General features: G+C 63.5%; 21 protein-coding genes. 10 read left to right on the top strand and 11 right to left on the bottom strand.

All coding sequences use genetic code 11. The features are described 5' to 3' along the window. Positions 1-34 precede the first annotated feature (34 nt). From HG718_RS13090 to HG718_RS13080, 3 genes are all read left to right on the top strand, one after another. Positions 35-667, top strand: coding sequence for a DUF4893 domain-containing protein (locus HG718_RS13090; protein ID WP_244617631.1), 633 nt, complete (start codon positions 35-37; stop codon positions 665-667). Positions 668-744: 77 nt separating this feature from the next. Further along, a complete protein-coding gene (locus tag HG718_RS13085) occupies positions 745-1,197 on the top strand; it encodes a MarR family winged helix-turn-helix transcriptional regulator (protein WP_160587070.1) in 453 nt (150 codons plus the stop codon). A gap of 41 nt (positions 1,198-1,238) precedes the next feature. Then, the gene (locus HG718_RS13080) at positions 1,239-2,639 is read left to right on the top strand and encodes a 4Fe-4S binding protein (RefSeq protein WP_160587069.1); all 1,401 of its coding nucleotides are present in this window, start codon (positions 1,239-1,241) and stop codon (positions 2,637-2,639) included. A gap of 6 nt (positions 2,640-2,645) precedes the next feature. On the opposite strand, the gene fabI is transcribed toward HG718_RS13080, so the two are convergent. Genes fabI through fabA form a run of 3 tightly spaced genes read right to left on the bottom strand, consistent with a single transcriptional unit; the run spans position 2,646 to position 5,393 of the window. Next, positions 2,646-3,569 carry an enoyl-ACP reductase FabI gene (gene fabI / locus HG718_RS13075; RefSeq protein ID WP_244617630.1) on the bottom strand — a complete coding sequence of 308 codons (924 nt, stop codon included), beginning with the start codon at positions 3,567-3,569 and terminating at the stop codon, positions 2,646-2,648. 42 nt (positions 3,570-3,611) lie between these two features. Beyond that, a complete protein-coding gene (gene fabB, locus HG718_RS13070) occupies positions 3,612-4,829 on the bottom strand; it encodes a beta-ketoacyl-ACP synthase I (RefSeq protein ID WP_027838295.1) in 1,218 nt (405 codons plus the stop codon). Between the two features lie 51 nt (positions 4,830-4,880). Then, positions 4,881-5,393, bottom strand: coding sequence for a bifunctional 3-hydroxydecanoyl-ACP dehydratase/trans-2-decenoyl-ACP isomerase (fabA, locus tag HG718_RS13065; RefSeq protein WP_027838296.1), 513 nt, complete (start codon positions 5,391-5,393; stop codon positions 4,881-4,883). A 165-nt stretch (positions 5,394-5,558) separates the two neighbouring features. On the opposite strand from fabA, the gene HG718_RS13060 reads away from it, so the two are divergent. From HG718_RS13060 to HG718_RS13035, 6 genes are all read left to right on the top strand, one after another. Continuing rightward, positions 5,559-6,194: a glutathione S-transferase family protein gene (locus HG718_RS13060; RefSeq protein ID WP_160587068.1), complete on the top strand. Its 636-nt coding sequence runs from the start codon at positions 5,559-5,561 to the stop codon at positions 6,192-6,194. Then, positions 6,194-6,661, top strand: a complete 468-nt coding sequence (locus tag HG718_RS13055) for an NUDIX domain-containing protein (RefSeq protein WP_160587067.1) — start codon at positions 6,194-6,196, stop codon at positions 6,659-6,661. The genes HG718_RS13060 and HG718_RS13055 overlap by 1 nt, the downstream gene beginning before the upstream one ends. 91 nt (positions 6,662-6,752) lie before the next feature. Then, entirely contained in the window at positions 6,753-7,214 is a 462-nt protein-coding gene (gene irrA, locus HG718_RS13050; protein ID WP_027838298.1) for an iron response transcriptional regulator IrrA, read from the top strand. Positions 7,215-7,547: 333 nt separating this feature from the next. Continuing rightward, positions 7,548-7,967 (top strand): rubrerythrin family protein, encoded by a 420-nt coding sequence (locus tag HG718_RS13045; protein ID WP_160587066.1) that lies wholly within the window; start codon positions 7,548-7,550, stop codon positions 7,965-7,967. Between the two features lie 109 nt (positions 7,968-8,076). Next, on the top strand, positions 8,077-9,432 hold the full coding sequence (locus tag HG718_RS13040) for a (Fe-S)-binding protein (RefSeq protein WP_160587065.1): 1,356 nt from the start codon (positions 8,077-8,079) through the stop codon (positions 9,430-9,432). A 53-nt stretch (positions 9,433-9,485) separates the two neighbouring features. Beyond that, a complete protein-coding gene (locus tag HG718_RS13035; protein ID WP_308936419.1) occupies positions 9,486-10,085 on the top strand; it encodes a DUF3501 family protein in 600 nt (199 codons plus the stop codon). A gap of 48 nt (positions 10,086-10,133) precedes the next feature. On the opposite strand, the gene HG718_RS13030 is transcribed toward HG718_RS13035, so the two are convergent. Further along, positions 10,134-10,808 (bottom strand): SH3 domain-containing protein, encoded by a 675-nt coding sequence (locus tag HG718_RS13030; RefSeq protein ID WP_160587064.1) that lies wholly within the window; start codon positions 10,806-10,808, stop codon positions 10,134-10,136. 350 nt (positions 10,809-11,158) lie between these two features. Between HG718_RS13030 and HG718_RS13025 the strand changes: the two genes are divergently transcribed. Further along, entirely contained in the window at positions 11,159-12,085 is a 927-nt protein-coding gene (locus HG718_RS13025; protein ID WP_205345651.1) for a 2-hydroxyacid dehydrogenase, read from the top strand. A 4-nt stretch (positions 12,086-12,089) separates the two neighbouring features. Here HG718_RS13025 and HG718_RS13020 read toward each other — a convergent pair whose 3' ends face one another. The 7 genes from HG718_RS13020 to ubiB form a co-directional block, all read right to left on the bottom strand. Then, on the bottom strand, positions 12,090-12,704 hold the full coding sequence (locus tag HG718_RS13020) for a PAS domain-containing protein (protein WP_160587062.1): 615 nt from the start codon (positions 12,702-12,704) through the stop codon (positions 12,090-12,092). Positions 12,705-12,854: 150 nt separating this feature from the next. After that, positions 12,855-13,613, bottom strand: coding sequence for a HesA/MoeB/ThiF family protein (locus HG718_RS13015; protein ID WP_160587061.1), 759 nt, complete (start codon positions 13,611-13,613; stop codon positions 12,855-12,857). A gap of 12 nt (positions 13,614-13,625) precedes the next feature. Continuing rightward, positions 13,626-14,573 carry a cysteine synthase A gene (cysK, locus tag HG718_RS13010; protein ID WP_160587060.1) on the bottom strand — a complete coding sequence of 316 codons (948 nt, stop codon included), beginning with the start codon at positions 14,571-14,573 and terminating at the stop codon, positions 13,626-13,628. 65 nt (positions 14,574-14,638) lie between these two features. Then, positions 14,639-15,220, bottom strand: coding sequence for an RrF2 family transcriptional regulator (locus HG718_RS15590; RefSeq protein WP_205345638.1), 582 nt, complete (start codon positions 15,218-15,220; stop codon positions 14,639-14,641). A 4-nt stretch (positions 15,221-15,224) separates the two neighbouring features. Further along, positions 15,225-15,713 (bottom strand): dUTP diphosphatase, encoded by a 489-nt coding sequence (dut, locus tag HG718_RS13000; RefSeq protein WP_160587059.1) that lies wholly within the window; start codon positions 15,711-15,713, stop codon positions 15,225-15,227. Between the two features lie 46 nt (positions 15,714-15,759). Further along, positions 15,760-16,968 carry a bifunctional phosphopantothenoylcysteine decarboxylase/phosphopantothenate--cysteine ligase CoaBC gene (coaBC, locus tag HG718_RS12995; RefSeq protein ID WP_160587058.1) on the bottom strand — a complete coding sequence of 403 codons (1,209 nt, stop codon included), beginning with the start codon at positions 16,966-16,968 and terminating at the stop codon, positions 15,760-15,762. A 102-nt stretch (positions 16,969-17,070) separates the two neighbouring features. Then, the gene (ubiB, locus tag HG718_RS12990; protein WP_160587057.1) at positions 17,071-18,675 is read right to left on the bottom strand and encodes a 2-polyprenylphenol 6-hydroxylase; all 1,605 of its coding nucleotides are present in this window, start codon (positions 18,673-18,675) and stop codon (positions 17,071-17,073) included. Positions 18,676-18,681 lie beyond the last annotated feature (6 nt).

The following is an 18,681-nucleotide window of genomic DNA, read 5'->3' as shown; positions in this document are numbered from 1 at the left end:
CGCGTCTCCAGCGTCCCCAACGGAAAGCCGCGCCATGCCCGCCCGCCCTCTTGCCGCCCGCGCTCTTGCCACCTGTCTCGCATTCGCCATGGCGATACCAGCGGCCACCATGGCAATGGCGGCCGAATGGCGGGAGACAGCCCATGCCTATGACGTGGAACGGATTGAAACACTCGGCGCTGCCATTGCTCAGGGCAATGACGAGGCGGAAGGCCATGGGTCGGGCTACGAGCAGGCGGTCGCCATCCAGTTCATCAATGCCCCGGTCGGGACTTTCGATGATCAAGCCGCCATCGGGGCCTGGCAATGCCGCACCATCAAGGTCGGCGGCAGCCTGGCGCGGCTTGTGGTCTATGACTGGTTCAAATGCCGCATCACCCGTGACAGCGGCGGACTGGTGGTCGAGAAACTGACGGGATCACAGAACTTCAAGGGCCGTCTGTATACGGATGGCCCCAACCGCCGCATCCTTCTTGCAGGGGGCTTCCATGGCTACGAAAAGCCGCGCCCCTACCAGGCACCGGACAGCGCCGACGGCATGTCGCCGGACAACCGCGACAAGGTGGCCGTCGCCGAGATGCTGGGCCCCGACTGGCTGCGCTTCACCTTCCCCTGGCCGGCCCGCGAAAGCACCTACGACATCATCGAGTTCCGGCGCGACAGGTAACCGGCTGATCGAAGCCTGCAGGGCGCGCCTTGACTTTAAATATGCATATACATATTTAATGAAGGCAGGAGGCGTTCATGACGCAGAAAACAGCGACGCGCAAAGATCTGATCGACATCGGCAGCAACTGCGCTGCCTTGCGGACGCGTATGGCCGCGCGCGGCGTGACGCGGGCCTATGACAACGCCCTGCGCCCGCTGGGCATCAAGATCACCCAGTTCACCCTTCTGGTCTCCGCCAAATATGACGGCAGCCGGTCGATTGGCGACATGGCGGATTTTCTGGCCATGGAGCGCTCGACGCTGACGCGTAATCTCAAGCTGCTGGCTGAAATGGGGCTCATCGAGATGAAGAAGGGCAAGGAGCCGCGCACCAAGGTGCCGGTACTGACAGACAGGGGCGAGGACATCCTGGCCAGTGCCATTCCCATCTGGCGCGACGCCCAGGCCCGCGTGACGGCCCATCTCGGCAAGGCCCGCTGGCAGGAGGCGCGCAGCCTCCTGACCGATCTGTCGGCTCTGCCGGCCTGATTTTTTGCAATCAAATATGTAGATACAAAAGAGGTGCGACCATGGCTCTTGAGGATCAGCAGGCGGTCATCCGCTTCCGTGAAAAGCAGGCGCAGCGCCCCGCCCGGACAGGCCCGGTCGACTCCGCATGGCTGCGCGAGCTGGCGCTTGAATGCGGCGCCGATGATGTGGGCTTCGTCGCCATCACCCGGGAGGAGCTGCAGCCGCAGATCCTCAAGCTCACCAAGCTGATGCCCAAGGTGCAGACGGTCATAAGCCTTGTCTGCCGCATGAACCGGTCCGCCGTGCAGAGCACCACGCGCTCCGTCGTCAATCACGAGTTCCATGAGACCTATGACGAGGTGAACCACGTGGCCCGCAGGCTTGTCCGCAAGCTGAGTGACGCGGGCTACAGCGCCATGAACGCCGTCGCGGCCTTCCCCATGGAAATGCAGAATTTCCCCGGCGACACGATCCCCATCCATCACAAGCCCATCGCCGAGGCGGCAGGGCTTGGCAAGATGGGGCTGCACCGCAACGTGATCCATCCGAAGTTCGGCAATTTTGTCCTGCTCGACAGCGTTCTCATTGCCCATGAGGTGACGGAGCAGAGCCAGGCTCTGGATTACAGCCCCTGCCTGGATTGCAAGCTGTGTGTCTCCGTTTGCCCGGTCGAGGCCATCGGCATGGATGGGACCTTCAATTTTTCCGCCTGCTACACCCACAATTACCGCGACTTCATGGGCGGCTTCGTCGATTGGGTGGATCAGATCGTCGAAGCCAAGGACCGCGATGATTTCCGTAGCCGCGTGCATGAATCGGAAACAGCCTCCGTCTGGCAGAGCCTGTCCTATAAACCCAACTACAAGGCGGCCTATTGCGTCTCCGTCTGCCCGGCGGGCGAAGATGTCATGGGCGAGTTCCTCGACGACCGCATTGCCTTCAACAAGGAATATGTCGCCCCCTACAAGGACATCCGCGAACGGGTCTATGTGCTGCCGGGGTCGGATGCCGAAGACTCGGTGCCCAAGCGGTACCCGTCAAAGACGGCGATCCGTGTCGGCTGGGCGCTCAACCCGCGTGACATCTTCAGCTTCCTGGTCAACCTCACGCTCACCTTCCAGCGCCGCCAGGCCAAGGGCATGAACGTGACCGTCAATCTGGTGATGGCCGGCGCGGACAGCGACACGGCCCCCATGGAAGCGAGCCTCCGCATTGCCGACGGGCGTTTCGAAGCCCTGTTCTGGCACGCTCCGGAAGCGGACATGACCGTTACCTGTTCCCAGGCCGACTTCATGGCCATGTTCCGTCAGGACTTCGATCTGGAGGCAGCCCTTGGCGATGGGCGGGTATCCGCGTCAGCGGACGCACAAACCCTCCGCAGGCTGATCAAATGCTTCCCGCGTTACGGGCATTACGTGCCGGAAGTGGTGCGTGCTGAAGCGGCGGTTGCCGCCGAGTAGGCAATCCTACTCGGCAGCATCCGAAGCGCTGGCCGGCGCGGCAGCGGCGCGGGTGTCGTTGTCCGCGGCGGGTTTCCCCTTGCCGTTGCGGGACTTGGCGACCTTCGCATAGCCCTTGCCGACCAGGTCCTTGTCCAGGTCACGGGCCTGCGGCATGCCGATTACGTTGTAGCCGGCGTCCACGTGATGCACTTCGCCCGTCACGCTGCGCGACAGATCGGAAAGCAGGTAAAGCCCGGCGCCGCCCACATCATCAAGCTCAATCGCCTGCTTCAGCGGGGCATGGGTCAGGTTCCAGTTGAACACGGTCTTGGCGTCGGCAATGGCAGAGCCCGCCAGCGTGCGCATGGGACCTGCGGAAATCGCGTTGACGCGAATGCCGTCACGGCCGAGATCAACCGCCATGTAGCGCACCGAGGCTTCAAGCGCCGCCTTGGCCACGCCCATCACATTGTAGTTGGGCATCACCCGTTCCGCGCCCGCATAGGTCAGCGTCACCATGGAGCCGCCCGGCCGCATCAGCGGTGCCGCACGGCGCGCAATGTCCACGAAGGAGAAGCAGGAAATATCCATCGTGCGCGCAAAATTGGCGCGCGTCGTATCCAGGTAGCGGCCCTTGAGCTCGCTCTTGTCCGAATAGGCGATGGCATGCACGAGGAAATCGAAGCTGCCCCAGGCGTCTTCCAGCGACTTGAAGACGGCATCCAGCGATGCCTCGTCTTCCACATCCGCCGGCAGCACCAGCTTCGAGCCGACGCTCTCCGCCAGCGGGGTCACCCGCCGGCCGAACGCCTCGCCCTGATAGGTAAAGGCCAGATCCGCGCCCTGTGCGGCGCAGGCCTTGGCAATGCCCCAGGCGATCGAGTGATCATTGGCGACGCCCATCACGAGGCCGCGCTTGCCTTGCATTAGAGTACCGGTTGCCGACATCAGCGGGTGTCCCCCATCCCCAATAGGCGGGCCATTGGCCCGTTAACCGTTATACCGCTTGAAAACAAGCGAACCATTTGTGCCGCCAAAACCAAAGCTGTTTGAGAGGACACAGTTAAGTTCCACGTCATCGATCCGCTGGCGCACGATATTCGCGTCCGCCAGTTCCGGGTCGATTTCGTCGATATTGATGCTTTCGCAGATGAAACCCTGGTCCATCATGATCAGGGAATAGATCGCTTCATGGACGCCCGCTGCGCCCTGCGCATGGCCGGTCATCGACTTTGTGGCTGAGATCGGCGGCATGTCCGCGCCGAACACATTCTGGATCGCTTTCACTTCCGGAATGTCGCCCACCGGCGTCGAGGTCGCGTGCGGATTGATGTAGTCGATCTTCTCGCCCACGGTTTCCAGCGCCAGCCGCATGGCACGCTCGCCGCCTTCACCGGACGGTGCCACCATGTCGGCACCATCGGAGGTCGCGCCATAGCCTGCGACTTCCGCATAGATCTTTGCGCCACGGGCCTTGGCCACTTCGAGTTCTTCCAGCACGACAACACCGCCGCCGCCGGTGATCACGAAGCCGTCGCGATTGGCGTCATAGGCGCGCGAGGCCTTGGCGGGTGTGTCATTGTACTTGGACGACATGGCACCCATGGCGTCGAACAGGTTCGACAGCGACCATGCCAGCTCCTCGCCGCCGCCGGCGAACATCCGGTCCTGCTTGCCCCACTGGATCTGCTCGGCAGCGTTGCCGATGCAATGCGTTGAGGTCGTGCAGGCGGATGCGATCGAGTAGCTCGGGCCCTTGATCTTGAACAGGGTCGAGAGATTGGCGGAGATCGTCGACGACATCGCCTTGGGCACGCTCGTCGGGCCGATCTTGCGCGGACCCTTCTCGCGAGTCACGTCAGCGGCTGCCACGATGGCCTGCGTCGTCGGCCCGCCGGACCCCAGGATGGCGCCGGTGCGCTCATTGGAAATCTCGGCGTCTTCCAGCCCCGCATCGGCAATCGCCTGCTGCATGGCGAGATAGGCATAGGCCGCCCCGTCGCCCATGAAGCGGCGGGTCTTGCGGTCGAGCGCTTCCTCGAGGTCGATCTTCAGCGTGCCGGCCACCTGGCTGCGGAAGCCCATCTCGGCATAGGTGGGCTCCGCCACGATGCCGGACTTGCCCGCGCGCAGGGAGGCGGTCACCTCTTCGACATTGTTGCCGATCGAGGACACGATACCCATGCCGGTTACGACCACTCGCCTCATTCACTTACCTCGTCGTCTGTTCGAATTGCCTGAAGCCGTGCGGCGGCGTGACTAGGCGGTGGACAGGCCCACCCGCAGGTCCTTGGCCGAGAAGATCTCTTCCCCGTCCGCCTTGACGATACCGTCCGCGATGCCGAGCACCAGCCGGCGGTTGACCACGCGCTTGAACTTCACGTGATACTCGACGAGCTTGGTGGTGGGGATGATCTTGCCGCGGAATTTCACTTCGCCGACCCCCAGCGCGAACCCCGCGCCCTTGGCGCCGGTCCAGCCCAGATAGAAGCCGACCATCTGCCACAGGGCATCAAGGCCCAGGCAGCCGGGCATCACCGGGTTGCCTTCGAAATGGCATTTGAAGAACCACATGTCCGGCTTGATGTCCTGCTCGGCCACCATTTCGCCCTTGCCGTGGTCGCCGCCATCCTCGTTGATGCGCGTGACGCGGTCGAACATCAGCATCGGCGGCAGCGGCAGCTGCGCATTGCCGGGGCCAAAGAGGCGGGAGTGACCGCACTCAATAAGGTCTTCGTAGCTGAAGCTCGACTTCTTTTCGTTTGTTTCCATGGTCCTGACGCTTACCTCGATCTTTAGCCCGCGTTGGTAGCACACGCCGCCCATTATCAAAAGCGAGCAAAATCAGCGTGAACATGGCCATATTGGGGCCGACAGACACATCAACCAGAGGCGGCGGCAGACCGGTTTTGACGCCGCAATCGGGAGGCACATCCAGTGATCATCATCCACCATCTCAACAATTCGCGCTCCCAGCGCATTCTCTGGCTGCTGGAGGAGCTCGGCGCCGACTACGAGATCAAGTTCTATCAGCGCAACGAGATCAACCGCGCCCCGCCTGAGCTGAAGCAAGCCCATCCGCTCGGCAAGTCGCCGATCATCGAGGACGGCAACTTCAAGATCGCCGAATCCGGCGCGGCTGTTGACTACCTGATCCGGACCTATGGCGGCGGCAAGTTTATGCCTGCCATCGGGACCGACAGCTATGAGCGCTACAATGAGTGGATGCACTATGCGGAAGGCTCCGCCATGGTGCCGCTGCTCATGAAGCTTTTCACCTCGCTGCTGGGCGAGGGCGGCGAGCCCATCCAGCCCATCATCGACGCCGAGATCGACCTGCATTTGGGCTACATGGAAAGCCAGCTCGGCGACAATCTGTTCTTCGTCGGCGACGACCTTACCGGTGCCGACATCATGCTGACCTTCATCGTAGAAGCCGCTGAAAGCCGCATCGGCCTCAAGAACTACCCCAAGCTCGAGGCATACGCCGCGCGCATGCACGACCGCCCCGCCTATCAGCGCGGTCTTGAGAAGGGCGGCCCGTACGAACTGATCCGCACCCGCAAGGACTGATGCAGGACGGCGGCGCAGCAGACGGACCGGTCCCCCGCCGCTCGGCGCGGGTCATCCTGCTCGACCCTGCGGGCCGGGTCCTGCTGCTGCGCTTCCGCCTCACCCGGGGCGGCAGGCCGTTCGAATTCTGGGCAACCCCGGGCGGCGGCGTCGAGCCGGGCGAAGGCGACCAGGACGCAGCCCTCCGCGAGCTCGACGAGGAACTTGGGCTCGCCGTGCCCCTGACGGGCCCCGTCCACTACTTCGAAAGCACCTTCGAGGTAGATGGCCGCCATTGGTTTGGTCAGGACGTGTTCTTTTCAGCCTCCTGCGCATCGGACGCACCGAGATTCATCGGCGGAACAGAGCCCGAAGAGCGTGCGGCCCTGCAGGAAATGCGCTGGTGGACGGTGCCGGCGCTCGAAAAAACCGCAGATTCAGTTTATCCGCCTGATCTCGCGCGCGTGGTTCGACGGCTGACTTCTTGACAAGTCCTTGTCACACACCACATTTTAGGTGTTGTTGTAACAGTTCCAAAGAGATGGCCAGCGCTTTTCGGGCGCAAGCCTTGGAAACGCCATGACCGACACGAGCAATTCAGCTGCCGCCGAACGTGGTTCGGCCAGCCCCTCGGACCGCCCCTATGCGCAAACGCTTCAGGCCCTGCGCGACAAAGGCCTGCGCCCGACGCGTCAGCGCCTGGCGCTTGGCCGGCTGCTGTTTGACGGCGGCGATCGCCATGTGACGGCCGAAGCCCTGCACGGCGAAGCGGCCCGTGCCGGCGTCAAGGTATCCCTCGCAACGGTCTACAACACCCTGCATCAGTTCACCGATGCTGGCCTGCTGCGGCAGGTCGTGGTCGATGGCGGCTGCACCTATTTCGATACCAACCTCGAGGACCATCACCACTTCTACCACGTGGGGGATGCGCGCCTTGAGGACATCCCCGGCCACGGCATCTCCGTGACCGGCCTGCCGGACGTGCCGGAAGGCACGGCGCTGGAACGTGTCGAGGTCATCGTCCGGGTCGACAAGGCCTGACGGCAGGTTCCGGTCTCCGGGCCTGCACATGCGCTGAGTTGGCTGAGAGAAAGCGTTTGCGATCAGCCACTTGCCGGAAACCACGCCCAGGGGCACGGCATCCGGCCAGTCGTGATTGAGAACCAGTCTCAAAAAGTCCTGCAAAAACAAAGACTTTTGCATCACTTTAGATGCGTTCCAGTCTTGACAGCCCTTGCCCCCTCATTACGTTAATCGCGTGGTGTGCGTCCGCATTTTCCGGATGGGCACCGACGGATTAGCGGAGGGGAAGGCGCTGTCCAGCGATCCCCCCAGATGCGTATCCAGTCACGTCGTTTCAGGAGGATCCCCTAAATGTCTCTCGCCGAATCCAAGACACTCGAAAATCTGAAGGCCGCTTTCTCCGGTGAAAGCCAGGCCAACCGCCGTTACCTCTATTTCGCCCAGAAGGCCGACGTGGAAGGCTACAATGATGTGGCTGCCGTGTTCCGCTCCACCGCGGAAGGCGAAACCGGCCACGCCCATGGCCATCTGGAATTCATGGAAGAGGTCGGCGACCCGGCCACCGGTGAGCCCATCGGTTCCACTTCCGAGAACCTGAAGGCCGCCATCGCCGGTGAAACCCACGAATACACCGACATGTATCCGGGCATGGCCCGCACGGCGCGCGAAGAAGGCTTCGACGAAATCGCCGACTGGTTCGAGACTCTGGCGAAGGCTGAAAAGAGCCACGCCGGCCGTTTCCAGAAGGCGCTCGACAATCTCGACGCCTAACGACTGCTGACGCGAAGGGCCGGGCTGCAATGTCCCGGCCCTTCTGCCGTCCGCCGCCGGACATCCGGCGCCTTTCGTCAACGAGACCCCGAAAGAGGCAGGCATCCCCATGGCAGAAGGCAGCCTTGAAGCGCCCATCCGTCACCCGCTCGACTGGCACAGCGACGATTTCTATGACGAGGCAAAGCTCGATGAAGAGCTGAGGCGCGTCTTCGACATCTGCCACGGCTGCCGCCGCTGCTTCAATCTGTGCGACTCCTTCCCGCGCCTGTTCGACATGATCGACGAAAGCGATACGGGAGAGCTCGATAGCGTCTCGTCTGATCAGTTCCCGCCGGTGGAAGAGGCCTGCACCCTCTGCGACATGTGCTTCATGACGAAGTGCCCCTATGTGCCGCCGCACGAATTCAATCTCGACTTCCCTCATCTCATGCTGCGCTACCGCATGGTCCGCAAGAAGAACGGCCACAGCGACTTCACAGCCGGCCAGCTCGCCGAGATGGATCGCAACGGCAAGATGATCCGGCCGGTCGCCGGGCTCGCCAACTGGGCCTCCAGGAAGGACAACAAGGTCACCCGCCCGGTGATGGAAAAGGTCGCCGGCATCGATGCGACGGCGGAGCTGCCGACATTCGCCGGTAAGACGCTGATGATGCGGGCAAAGCAGGCCGAAAAGCAGGGGACCCTGACGCCCGCCGCTGATGGCAAGGCCACCGGCCGCAAGGCGGCACTCTTTGCCACCTGCAACGGCAATTACAACAATCCGCAAATGGGCGAAGCCGCCCTCAAGGTACTGGCCCGCCAGGGCGTGACGGCCAAGCCCGTCTATCCCGGCTGTTGCGGGATGCCCTTCCTTGAGCAGGCTGATCTTGAGCGCGTTGCCGAGCAGGCTCGCAAGGTGTCAAAAGACCTTCGCCCGCTGGTGGATGAGGGCTGGGACATCGTCACCCTCATCGCCTCCTGCGGCCTGATGATGAAATTCGAATGGCCGCTGATCCTGCCGGACGACGAAAACGTGCAGGCCCTGTCGAAGGCGGTGAAGGACATCGATGAATACATCGTCGATATCGCCAGGAACGAAGGCCTGGCCGAGGGCATGAAGCCGCTCTCCGGCGACGTGGCCGTGCACCTGGCCTGCCACGCCCGCGCCCAGAATATGGGGGCCAAGGCGGTGGAGCTTCTGCGTCTCATCCCGGAGGCCAAGGTCACCCCGGTCGAGCGCTGCGCCGGCCATGGCGGCACCTTCGGTGTGCTCAAGAGCACGCACGATGTGGCCATGAAGGTTGGCAAGACGGCCGCGCGCAATATCTCAAAGGCAAAGCCGGAGCATGTGGTCAGTGAATGCCCGCTGGCTCTCAAGCACCTGATGCAGGAAATCGAGGAACTGGGCCTAGTCGAAGAAGGCAAGCAGCCCCCAGCCTCGGCCCATCCCATCGAGTTGATCGCCCAGGCCTATGGTCTCTAGCCGGTCGCGACCGGCACTCCGGGCCGGGCGGCCCAGTTGAGTTGAGAACGGAAATGACAGCAATGCCGAACCCGACCGAGATTACCCGCGCCGACATCATGCCGCTGGATGAGTACGTCAAGATACGTGCCCAGCGCCGCAAGGACATGATGCCGGTCAAGCGAGAGCGCCGCATTGAAGTGGGCCCGCACGCCACGTTCTATTTCGAGTCCTTCGATACCATGTGGCACCAGATCCACGAGATGCTCTACATCGAAAAGGGTGGTGAAGAGCAGATCGAGGATGAACTGTCGGCCTACAACCCGTTGATCCCCAAGGGGCGTGAGCTGGTGGCGACTATCATGTTCGAGATCGACGACGAGGTCCGCCGCAAGAACGTGCTCTACAAGCTTGCGGGCATTGAGGAGACGGCCTTCATCGAGATCGATGGTGAGCGCGTCATGTCCAATCCCGAACACGATGTGGACCGGACGTCGGAAGACGGCAAGTCATCCTCCGTCCACTTCCTGCATTTTCCGTTCACGGAGGATCAGGTGGCGAAGTTCAAGAAGCCGGGCGCGAAGATCATGGTGGGCTTTGCTCACGAAAACTATCAGCACCTGGCCGTGATGTCGGACGCCATGGCGCAGCGTCTTGCTGGTGACTTCGCCTGATGGATACAGACTGGAAGCGCTGAGAAAGCGCGTGCCTGAATCCGCGCCTCAGCCTGCTTCCCGCTCATAGATGCCGTATAGCGATGTGGCCCGCATGAAACCTTCATGCGGGCCCATGCGTACGGCGCACCAGCCTTGCCCGCAATTGACCAGAGTGCCGATCACCCCCGGCTCAACCAGCGCCACCACATCGCTGGCGCCGTCGGGAGCAAAGTGCAGCTTGGCAAGGTCTCCCTCGCGCGGTGCCGCCTTGTCCGGCCCCACCACCATAACCATCCGCTCACCGTCGATCAGGGTGTGAAACACCCAGCCCTGATCGCCATCCACGTCGCGGATGCGCCGCCAGTTCTCGAACTCGGCCGTCACTTCCACCGGCACGCCCCGGCGCACGAACACCCAGGCCACCTGGTGATTGGTCGAGGGCCCGCCGCGCACATTCACAGGGCTCGACTTGATCGAGACAAAACGGGGCATCGGCAGGCCTGTGACCGGGCCAAGCTGCGCCCCGCCCAGCACGCTGCGTGCCGACTGCGCAAGGCTGGAGGGCCCGGCTGTCGCTGTCAGGGCCACCGCAAGCACAATGCCTGTCGCGCGAATGCCCATCGCGTAAATGCCGGCCCCGCGTGCTGACCATGTCCGGCCGGCGGTCACGGCAATAGCCGTCCGGCAGATGGTCAGGGAGGCGGCGATGAACTTGAACAGGCGGGCAGGGAGACTGGGCAAACCGGGTTTCTTGTTCTTTGCAGCCCAGGGCGGAAGAGCTCCGCTGCGGGGGCACGTTAAGCATGATTTGATCCACCCTTATGGCAAGGCGGTCAAAGCCCGGTCAAGCCGCGCTGCGGTACATGGGTCTGTGGTGCGAGGCGGCAGGAGAGCGCCGTTTTCAGCCCGCATCAGGCGCTTGGACGCGCGCCCGCAGGGGTGCTAGGAATGAGACACCGCATGCAGAATTGTCCGCAGAATATGTCCGTCGGGCCGTCCGCCGGGACCATCAGACAGGGTCTTCCTTCGTGCCCCACGCCAAGCCGCTTGTCACCGTAACCCGCAAACTGCCCGACATCGTCGAGACGCGCATGCGCGAGCTCTTCAATGCGCGTCTCAACATCGAGGACGCGCCCCTGAGCCGGGAGCAGCTGGAAAAGGCGGTGGCGGAAAGCGATGTGCTGGTCCCCACCGTGACCGATCGGATCGATGCGGACCTCATCGGCAAGGCCGGGCCAAAGCTGAAGCTGATCGCCAATTTCGGTGCCGGTGTCGACAATATCGATGTGGATGCGGCTCACCAGCGCGGCATCATGGTCACAAATACGCCCAATGTGCTCACCGAGGACACGGCGGATCTGGCCATGGCACTGATCCTCGCGGTGCCCCGGCGTCTCACAGAGGGCGCCACAATCATCAGTGAAGACAATCAGTGGCAGGGCTGGGCCCCCACCTGGATGATGGGGCGCCGCATCCACGGCAAGCGTCTTGGCATCATCGGCATGGGCCGCATCGGCCAGGCGGTTGCACACCGCGCCAAGGCATTTGGCTTGTCGATCCACTATCACAACCGCAAGCCGGTCAATCCGGGCATCGAGGAAGAGCTTGAGGCTACCTATTGGGACAGCCTCGACCAGATGCTTGCACGCATGGACATCGTGTCGGTCAACTGCCCGCACACGCCCGCCACCTTCCACCTGCTCAACGCCCGCCGCCTCAACCTGATGAAGCCTGAGGCCTATATCGTGAATACCGCGCGCGGTGAGATCATTGATGAGGCAGCACTGGCCAAGGTGATCGAGGAGGGCGGCATTGCCGGAGCAGGGCTCGACGTGTTCGAGAACGAACCCGCGGTAAACCCCAAGCTGCTCAACCGCCCCAACGTCGTGCTGCTGCCGCATATGGGCTCGGCCACCATCGAAAGCCGCACCGAGATGGGCGAGAAGGTGGTGATCAATATCCGCAGCTTCATCGACGGCAATCCGCCGCCGGACCGTGTCCTGCCCGGCGACGTCTGAGCCGCTAGACCGGCAGGCTGAGGGCCGTGGCCGCGGTCCTGAGCGCCCGCGTCGCAAACCGCGCGTCCTTCTGCTCCGGGCAGTTCCGGCCACAGCCGTCGCACGGATCCGTCACCATGAAATCCGACAGTGTCAGCAACCGGGCCACCCGGCCGGAGGCATCCTTGTAGGGCAACATCAGCGTGCGCTGCTGCATATGCGCCTTGCGGGCCCAGGGGATGCTGCCGCCGCCGCAGGCCGGCTGCCCCCGTTCCACCACCCAGTTGAGCTTGGCAACCGCTGTGTCGAACCGGCTGGTGCCGATCTCATTTGCCCTGAAATGGCGCGGCAGGGCGGACAGCGAGCCGATTTCCCAATTGGTGAACTCGACCCCGGTTGCGTCCAGCACCCGTGATCCCGCGAGCCGGACCACCAGCCGGTCGGGTTCATGGTCCACGCCGATGATTGCCGTGGAGGGCAGAAGATGCGGTGGCAAAGCGGTCGGAACGAGGCGGCTCACATCCGGCATGTCCTGGCTGCCGCGGGCGGCGTTCCACTGCGCGTAGAAGGCCGAAAAGGCTTTCGACGGCAGATTGGCGCCGCTTTCAAGCGGGCACAGGCGCGTTGGCGTCTCAAGCATGGCGACCCCCTAACGATCGTTGGTGCTTGTGAATGAATGCGCGTCAGGGGAGAAGTCTGCGCCTGATCCGTAAACAGGACCTTGCTGAAAGGCCCTCAATCAAAACTTTGACGTGTATCAAGCGCGTATAAAGGGAGGTTGTCCCCGCGATTACCCGCGATGCGGGTCGCGACGCAGCTTCACCCGCCGAATACGGGTATCCAGCGCATCGTAAAGCAGCAGGCTGCCCGCCATGCTGGTGCCGGCGCCGGTGATTTCCTTGATCGCTTCCATTGCCATCATCGATCCGATGACGCCGGTAAGCGCGCCCACCACACCGGCTTCCTCACAGGTGGGCACGCTGCCCGGCGGCGGCATCTCCGGCACCAGGTCGCGATAGCCCGGTCCCGGTGTGCCATCCGCGTCGGTCTCCCACGGATGGAAGACCGCGAGCTGCCCATCGAACCGGCCGACGGCGCCGGACACCAGCGGTATCTGCGCGCGCTCGCAGGCATCACTCACCAGAAACCGCGTTTCGAAATTGTCGCAGCCGTCCAGCACCATGTCATAGCCCGAGACAAGCGCGTCCACATTGCCTGACGTCAGGCGTTCCGTATGCTGATTGATTCTGGTGTCCGGGTTGAGGGCGGTCAGCGTGCGGGCTGCGCTTTCAGTCTTTGGTTCGCCCACCGCAGCGGTCGTATGCGCTATCTGCCGCTGCAGGTTGGACAGCGACACATGGTCATCATCCACAAGCCCGATGGTCCCCACGCCGGAAGCTGCCAGATAGAGAGCTGCCGGCGAGCCGAGCCCGCCGGCGCCGATGATGAGGACGCGGGCCGCGAGCAGCGCCTGCTGCCCCGGCCCGCCGATTTCCTTCAGGAGGATATGCCGCGCATAGCGCTCGAGCTGGTCGCCGGACAGCGCCATGGCGGAAACCCTCTAGATGCCGTCGAACAGCGCCGTCGACAGATAGCGTTCGGCGAAGCTCGGAATGATGGCAACAATGGTCTTGCCTTCCATCTCCGGCCGCTCGGCCACTTCGAGTGCCGCGGCAATGGCGGCCCCCGACGAGATGCCGCCCGCAATGCCTTCTTCGCGCGCAGCCCGGCGGGAATATTCGAACGCCGTCTCGTTGCCGATGGTGATCACTTCATCAATCAGGCTCTTGTCCATGTTGCCCGGCACGAAGCCTGCGCCGATGCCCTGGATCTTGTGCGGGCCCGGCTGGCCGCCGGAGAGAATGGGGGAGTCTTCCGGTTCGATGGCGATCATCTTCACGCTCGGCTTCTTCGCCTTGAGTACAGATCCGACACCGGTAAAGGTGCCCGCCGTGCCGACGCCGGAGATCACCACGTCCACCTTGCCGTCGGTGTCGTTCCAGATTTCTTCCGCGGTCGTCTTGCGGTGGATATCAGGGTTGGCCGGATTGTCGAACTGCTGCGGCATCACCGCATTGGGCGTGGACTGCAGCAGTTCCTCGGCACGGGCAACAGCGCCCTTCATGCCCTTGGCGGCATCCGTCAGCTCCAGTTCGGCACCCAGCAGCGCCAGCATCTTGCGCCGTTCCAGCGACATGCTTTCCGGCATCACGAGGATGAGGCGGTAGCCCTTGGCCGCGGCCACGAAGGCCAGCGCAATGCCCGTATTGCCCGAGGTCGGCTCGATCAGGACGGTGTTTTCGTTGATCTTGCCCTCGGCTTCGAGTGCTTCGATCATCGCCACGCCGATGCGGTCCTTCACGCTCGACAGCGGGTTGAAGAACTCAAGCTTCAGCAGCACGTCCGCCTTGGCGTTCTTGTTCATGCGGTTGAGGCGCACCAGCGGCGTGTTGCCGATGGTCTCGGTAATGCTGTTGTAAATGCGGCCGCGGCCGGGTTTGTCCGTCATGAAAGCCTCCCTCCTGCTGTCAGCCTTGCCCATCGTCATGCTGTCCTCGACGTGGGGTGCTGGTTCTAGATTGTAAAGTCCATGCCCACCTGCTGGGCCGGCCTGATGTTCTTTGTCTCGGCTTCCCGGCAGAGATCTTCGATGGTGATCGCCTCAAGCTTCTCCATCATCTCCGCCTGAAACGCATCCCACATGGGACGCACCACCTGCTCGCCAAGCGGCGAGCCGCCGGCGCTGCCGTTGCCGCCATTGGAAGCGGGCACGTCGCCGGAATTATGGCCGGTCCCGCTGGCGGCGCCATTTGATGCGCCATTGGCTGACATGCCGGCGGAGCGCGCCTCTCGGGCCGCCTGCTTTGCCTCATCGCGGGCATCGTCTGCCGCTTCCATGGCGCCGACGATCCGCACGATCTCACCGACCGTGATGCGCCGCCGTTCGCGCGCGAGGCGATAGCCGCCGCGCGGCCCGCGCACACCTTTCAGCACGCCTTCGCGCACAAGCTGCTGCATCACCTGTTCCAGATAGCGCTGGGGAATACCCTGCCGCTTGGTGATCTCCTTGGATTGCACAGGGTCAGGGCGGGCGTTGTAAGCAACATCCACCACGGCCTCGAGCGCCAGGAGCGTTTTCTTGGAAAGACGTAACATGCCGTTACCCGGCCTTTCTTGGTTCTGCTGTCGTATCTGTTCCGGTAGAGCCGAAGCCGCCGCTGCCGCGCGCTGTTTCATCAAGCGCGTCCACCACGGCAAAGACGCCCCGCGTCACCGGCGCAAACAGCATCTGCGCAATGCGCATGCCGCGGGTGACGGTGACAGGCTCGGCCCCGTGATTGATCAGGATGACTTTCACTTCGCCGCGATAATCAGCATCCACCGTACCTGGACTGTTGAGCACCGTGACGCCTTGCTTGGCCGCCAGGCCCGAGCGCGGCCGCACCTGCGCCTCGAACCCAACCGGCAACGCGATGGCAAGACCCGTCGGCACCATGGCGCGCTCGCCCGGTGCCAGCACAATGTCATCGCCTTCGTCGATGGCGGCCCGCAGATCCATGCCGGCTGCGTGCTGGCTTTCATAGGCCGGCAGGTCCAGGCCCTTGCCATGCGGCAGCTGCATCACTTTCACGTCGATAGAAGTCGTCACGCGTTTTCCTTCACTGCGCCGTCCGGGTTCGGTCCCGGGGCTGCTGTTATTGCTTGTCGGTCAGGGCGTCCGCCACGCGCTCGGCCAGCTTCATGGCCACCTGCGCCTTCGGCATCGGGTCCCAGTGTTCAGGGTCGCCTGCGGTGATGAGATGCACCGTATTGTCGTCACCACCCATGATGCCGGTGCCGGGCGATACGTCATTGGCCACGATCCAGTCGCAGCCCTTGCGCTGCCGCTTTGCCGTCGCATAGCCAATAACGTCGTCCGTCTCCGCCGCAAACCCCACAACAAGGCGTGGGCGCTTCGGTCCGGCAACGGAGATGGTTGCGAGAATGTCCGGGTTCTCGACAAGTCCCAGCGGCGGAATCTGTCCGGACCCGTCCTTTTTGAGCTTGGAATTGGTGGAGGTGTCCGCCCGCCAGTCGGCAACTGCCGCACAGCAGATGGCAATGTCGGCCGGCAGTGCCGCCTCGGTGGCTGCCAGCATTTCGCGCGCGGTCTCAATGCGGGTCACCTGTACGCCCGCCGGATCGGGCAGGGCGGTTGGCCCGGAAACAAGATGCGTCTCGGCTCCCAGCCGTGCCAGCGCCTCGGCAATGGCATAGCCCTGCTTGCCGGAAGAGCGGTTGGCGATATAGCGCACCGGGTCGATCGGCTCATGGGTCGGCCCGGCAGTGACAACCGCCTTGCGCCCGGCCAAAAGAGCGTGGCCGGAAAACTGCGCCTCGATGGCGTCGACGATCTCGTCCGGCTCCACCAGCCGCCCGGGCCCGAACTCGCCGCAGGCCATGTCGCCTTCGCGCGGGCCGACAACTGTGACGCCGTCTGCCTGAAGCTGCTTGAGATTCCGCTGGGTCGCCGGGTGCAGCCACATGCGCACATTCATGGCCGGCACAATCATCACCGGCTTGTCGGTCGCCAGAAGCGCGGTCGAGGCAAGGTCGTCCGCCCGGCCCTGCGCCATCTTGGCCATCAGGTCGGCGGTCGCCGGACACACCACGAGAAGGTCCGCATCTCGCGATAGCTGGATATGGCCCATGTCGGCTTCGGCGGTGAGGTCGAACAGATCTGTATAGACCTTGTCATGCGTCAGCCCGCCGACCGAGAGCGGCGTCACGAATTCCTGGCCGGCCTTGGTCAGGATGGCCCGGACAGACGCCCCGCGCCGCCGCAGCAGGCGCGACAGCTCCAGCGACTTGTAGGCGGCAATGCCGCCGCCGATAATCAAAAGAATACGCTTGCCGGTCAGCACCCAACACCGCCTTCCACGTTGGAATTCCGCGGAAAACTGCATATTCCCCGCATCCATGTCGGCGAATATAGGTATTTACGGACCGGATGTGTAGATAGCTTGTTAAATCACCGCTGAAACGGCAATTACCGTAAGCGCGATGGCCCCGATCCATAGGGCGATCCGCCCGGGGCGCTCTTGGCGGGCCTGCGCCTCGGCAATGGCCCGCGCCGTATCCGGATGCAGGCGCAATCCTTCGCCCATGCTGTTGCCGTCCGGTCCGGCGAGGCTGCGGGCGGCCCGCTCGGCGGTTTCCAGCAATTCCGGCAGGTCGCCCATCAGCCGCCCCATGCGCTCCGCGCCACGCACCGCATCCTGCAAGCGGCCTTCCGGCCCGATGCGGCTCTCAAGCCACTGGCGGAGGATCGGTTCTGCGGTGGTCCACATGTTGAAGTCCGGGTCGAGATCGCGCGCGACCCCTTCCACCACCACCATGGTCTTCTGCAGCATGATCAGTTCAGGCCGCGTCGCCATGTCGAACTGGTCCGTCACCTCAAAGAGCTGACCAAGGAGCCGCGCCATCGAGATCTCGTTCGCCTCGCGGCCCAGAATTGGTTCACCGATGGCGCGTAAGGCCTGCGCGAAGGCATCAACCGACTTGGTCTCCGGCACATAGCCCGCCTCAAAATGCACCTCCGCCACCCGGCGGTAGTCGCGCATCACAAAGCCGAACAGGATCTCGGCGAGGAACCGGCTTTCCTTCGGCGACAGGCGTCCCATGATCCCGTAATCCACAGCCACAAGCGTGCCAGCGGGTGAGCCGTCCGCCTCAACGAACAGATTGCCCGGATGCATGTCGGCGTGAAAATAGCCTTCGCGCACCGCGTGGGTGAGGAAGGTGTTGATCACATTGGCAGCCACCGCCTTGAGGTCGAGGCCGGCTGCCGCAAGCTGTGCCTTGTCGCCAATGGGAATGCCGTTGATCCATTCAAGCGTCATCACCCGCTTGGAGGTGCGCTCCCAGTCGATTGCGGGGGTGCGGAAACCCGCGTCGCCCCGCGTCCGCTCCGCCATTTCAGACATGGCGGCCGCCTCGAGCCGCAGGTCCATCTCGAGCTTGACGGAGTCAGCAAGGGTCTGAACCGTATCCACCAGCTTCAGACGGCGGGCCGAGGGCAGCGTGCGATCAACCAGCCGGGCCACCCAGAAGAAAGCGTCGAGGTCGTTGGCGAAGCGGCGCTCTACGTCCGGCCGCAGCACCTTGATCGCCACATCACGGGTGGACCCGTCGGGGGCGGGCACGGTGCCCTTGTGGACCTGCGCGATCGAAGCTGCCGCAATGGCGTCCCCCATCCCGGCGAAGAGACTGTCCGCCGGCTTGCCGAGATCATCCTCGATGATCGCTTTGGCGGTCGCCGTATCAAATGGCGGCAGCCGGTCCTGCAGCTGGGTCAGGTCCTTGGCCAGCGCCGGGTCGATGACATCCGGCCGGGTGGCGAGGAATTGGCCAAGCTTGATGTAGCTGGGCCCAAGCTCCGTCATCGCTGCTGCCAGCCGGTCACCTTCAGAGCTGTCGGCACCATGGGTCCGGCCGAAGGTCTGCCTCAGCCTGGCAACCGCACGCGCAGCGCGCACCGGTGCTGGCGGCTCGCCCGCATCAATGGCGAACAACGCGTCATAGCGCGACAGCACCCAGGCTGCGCGCATCAGCCGTCCAAGATTGCGCATGTGGCG

Source organism: Pyruvatibacter mobilis (assembly GCF_012848855.1).
GTDB classification, from domain to species: Bacteria; Pseudomonadota; Alphaproteobacteria; order CGMCC-115125; family CGMCC-115125; genus Pyruvatibacter; species Pyruvatibacter mobilis.
This window is presented reverse-complemented; position numbering and strand designations above follow the sequence as displayed.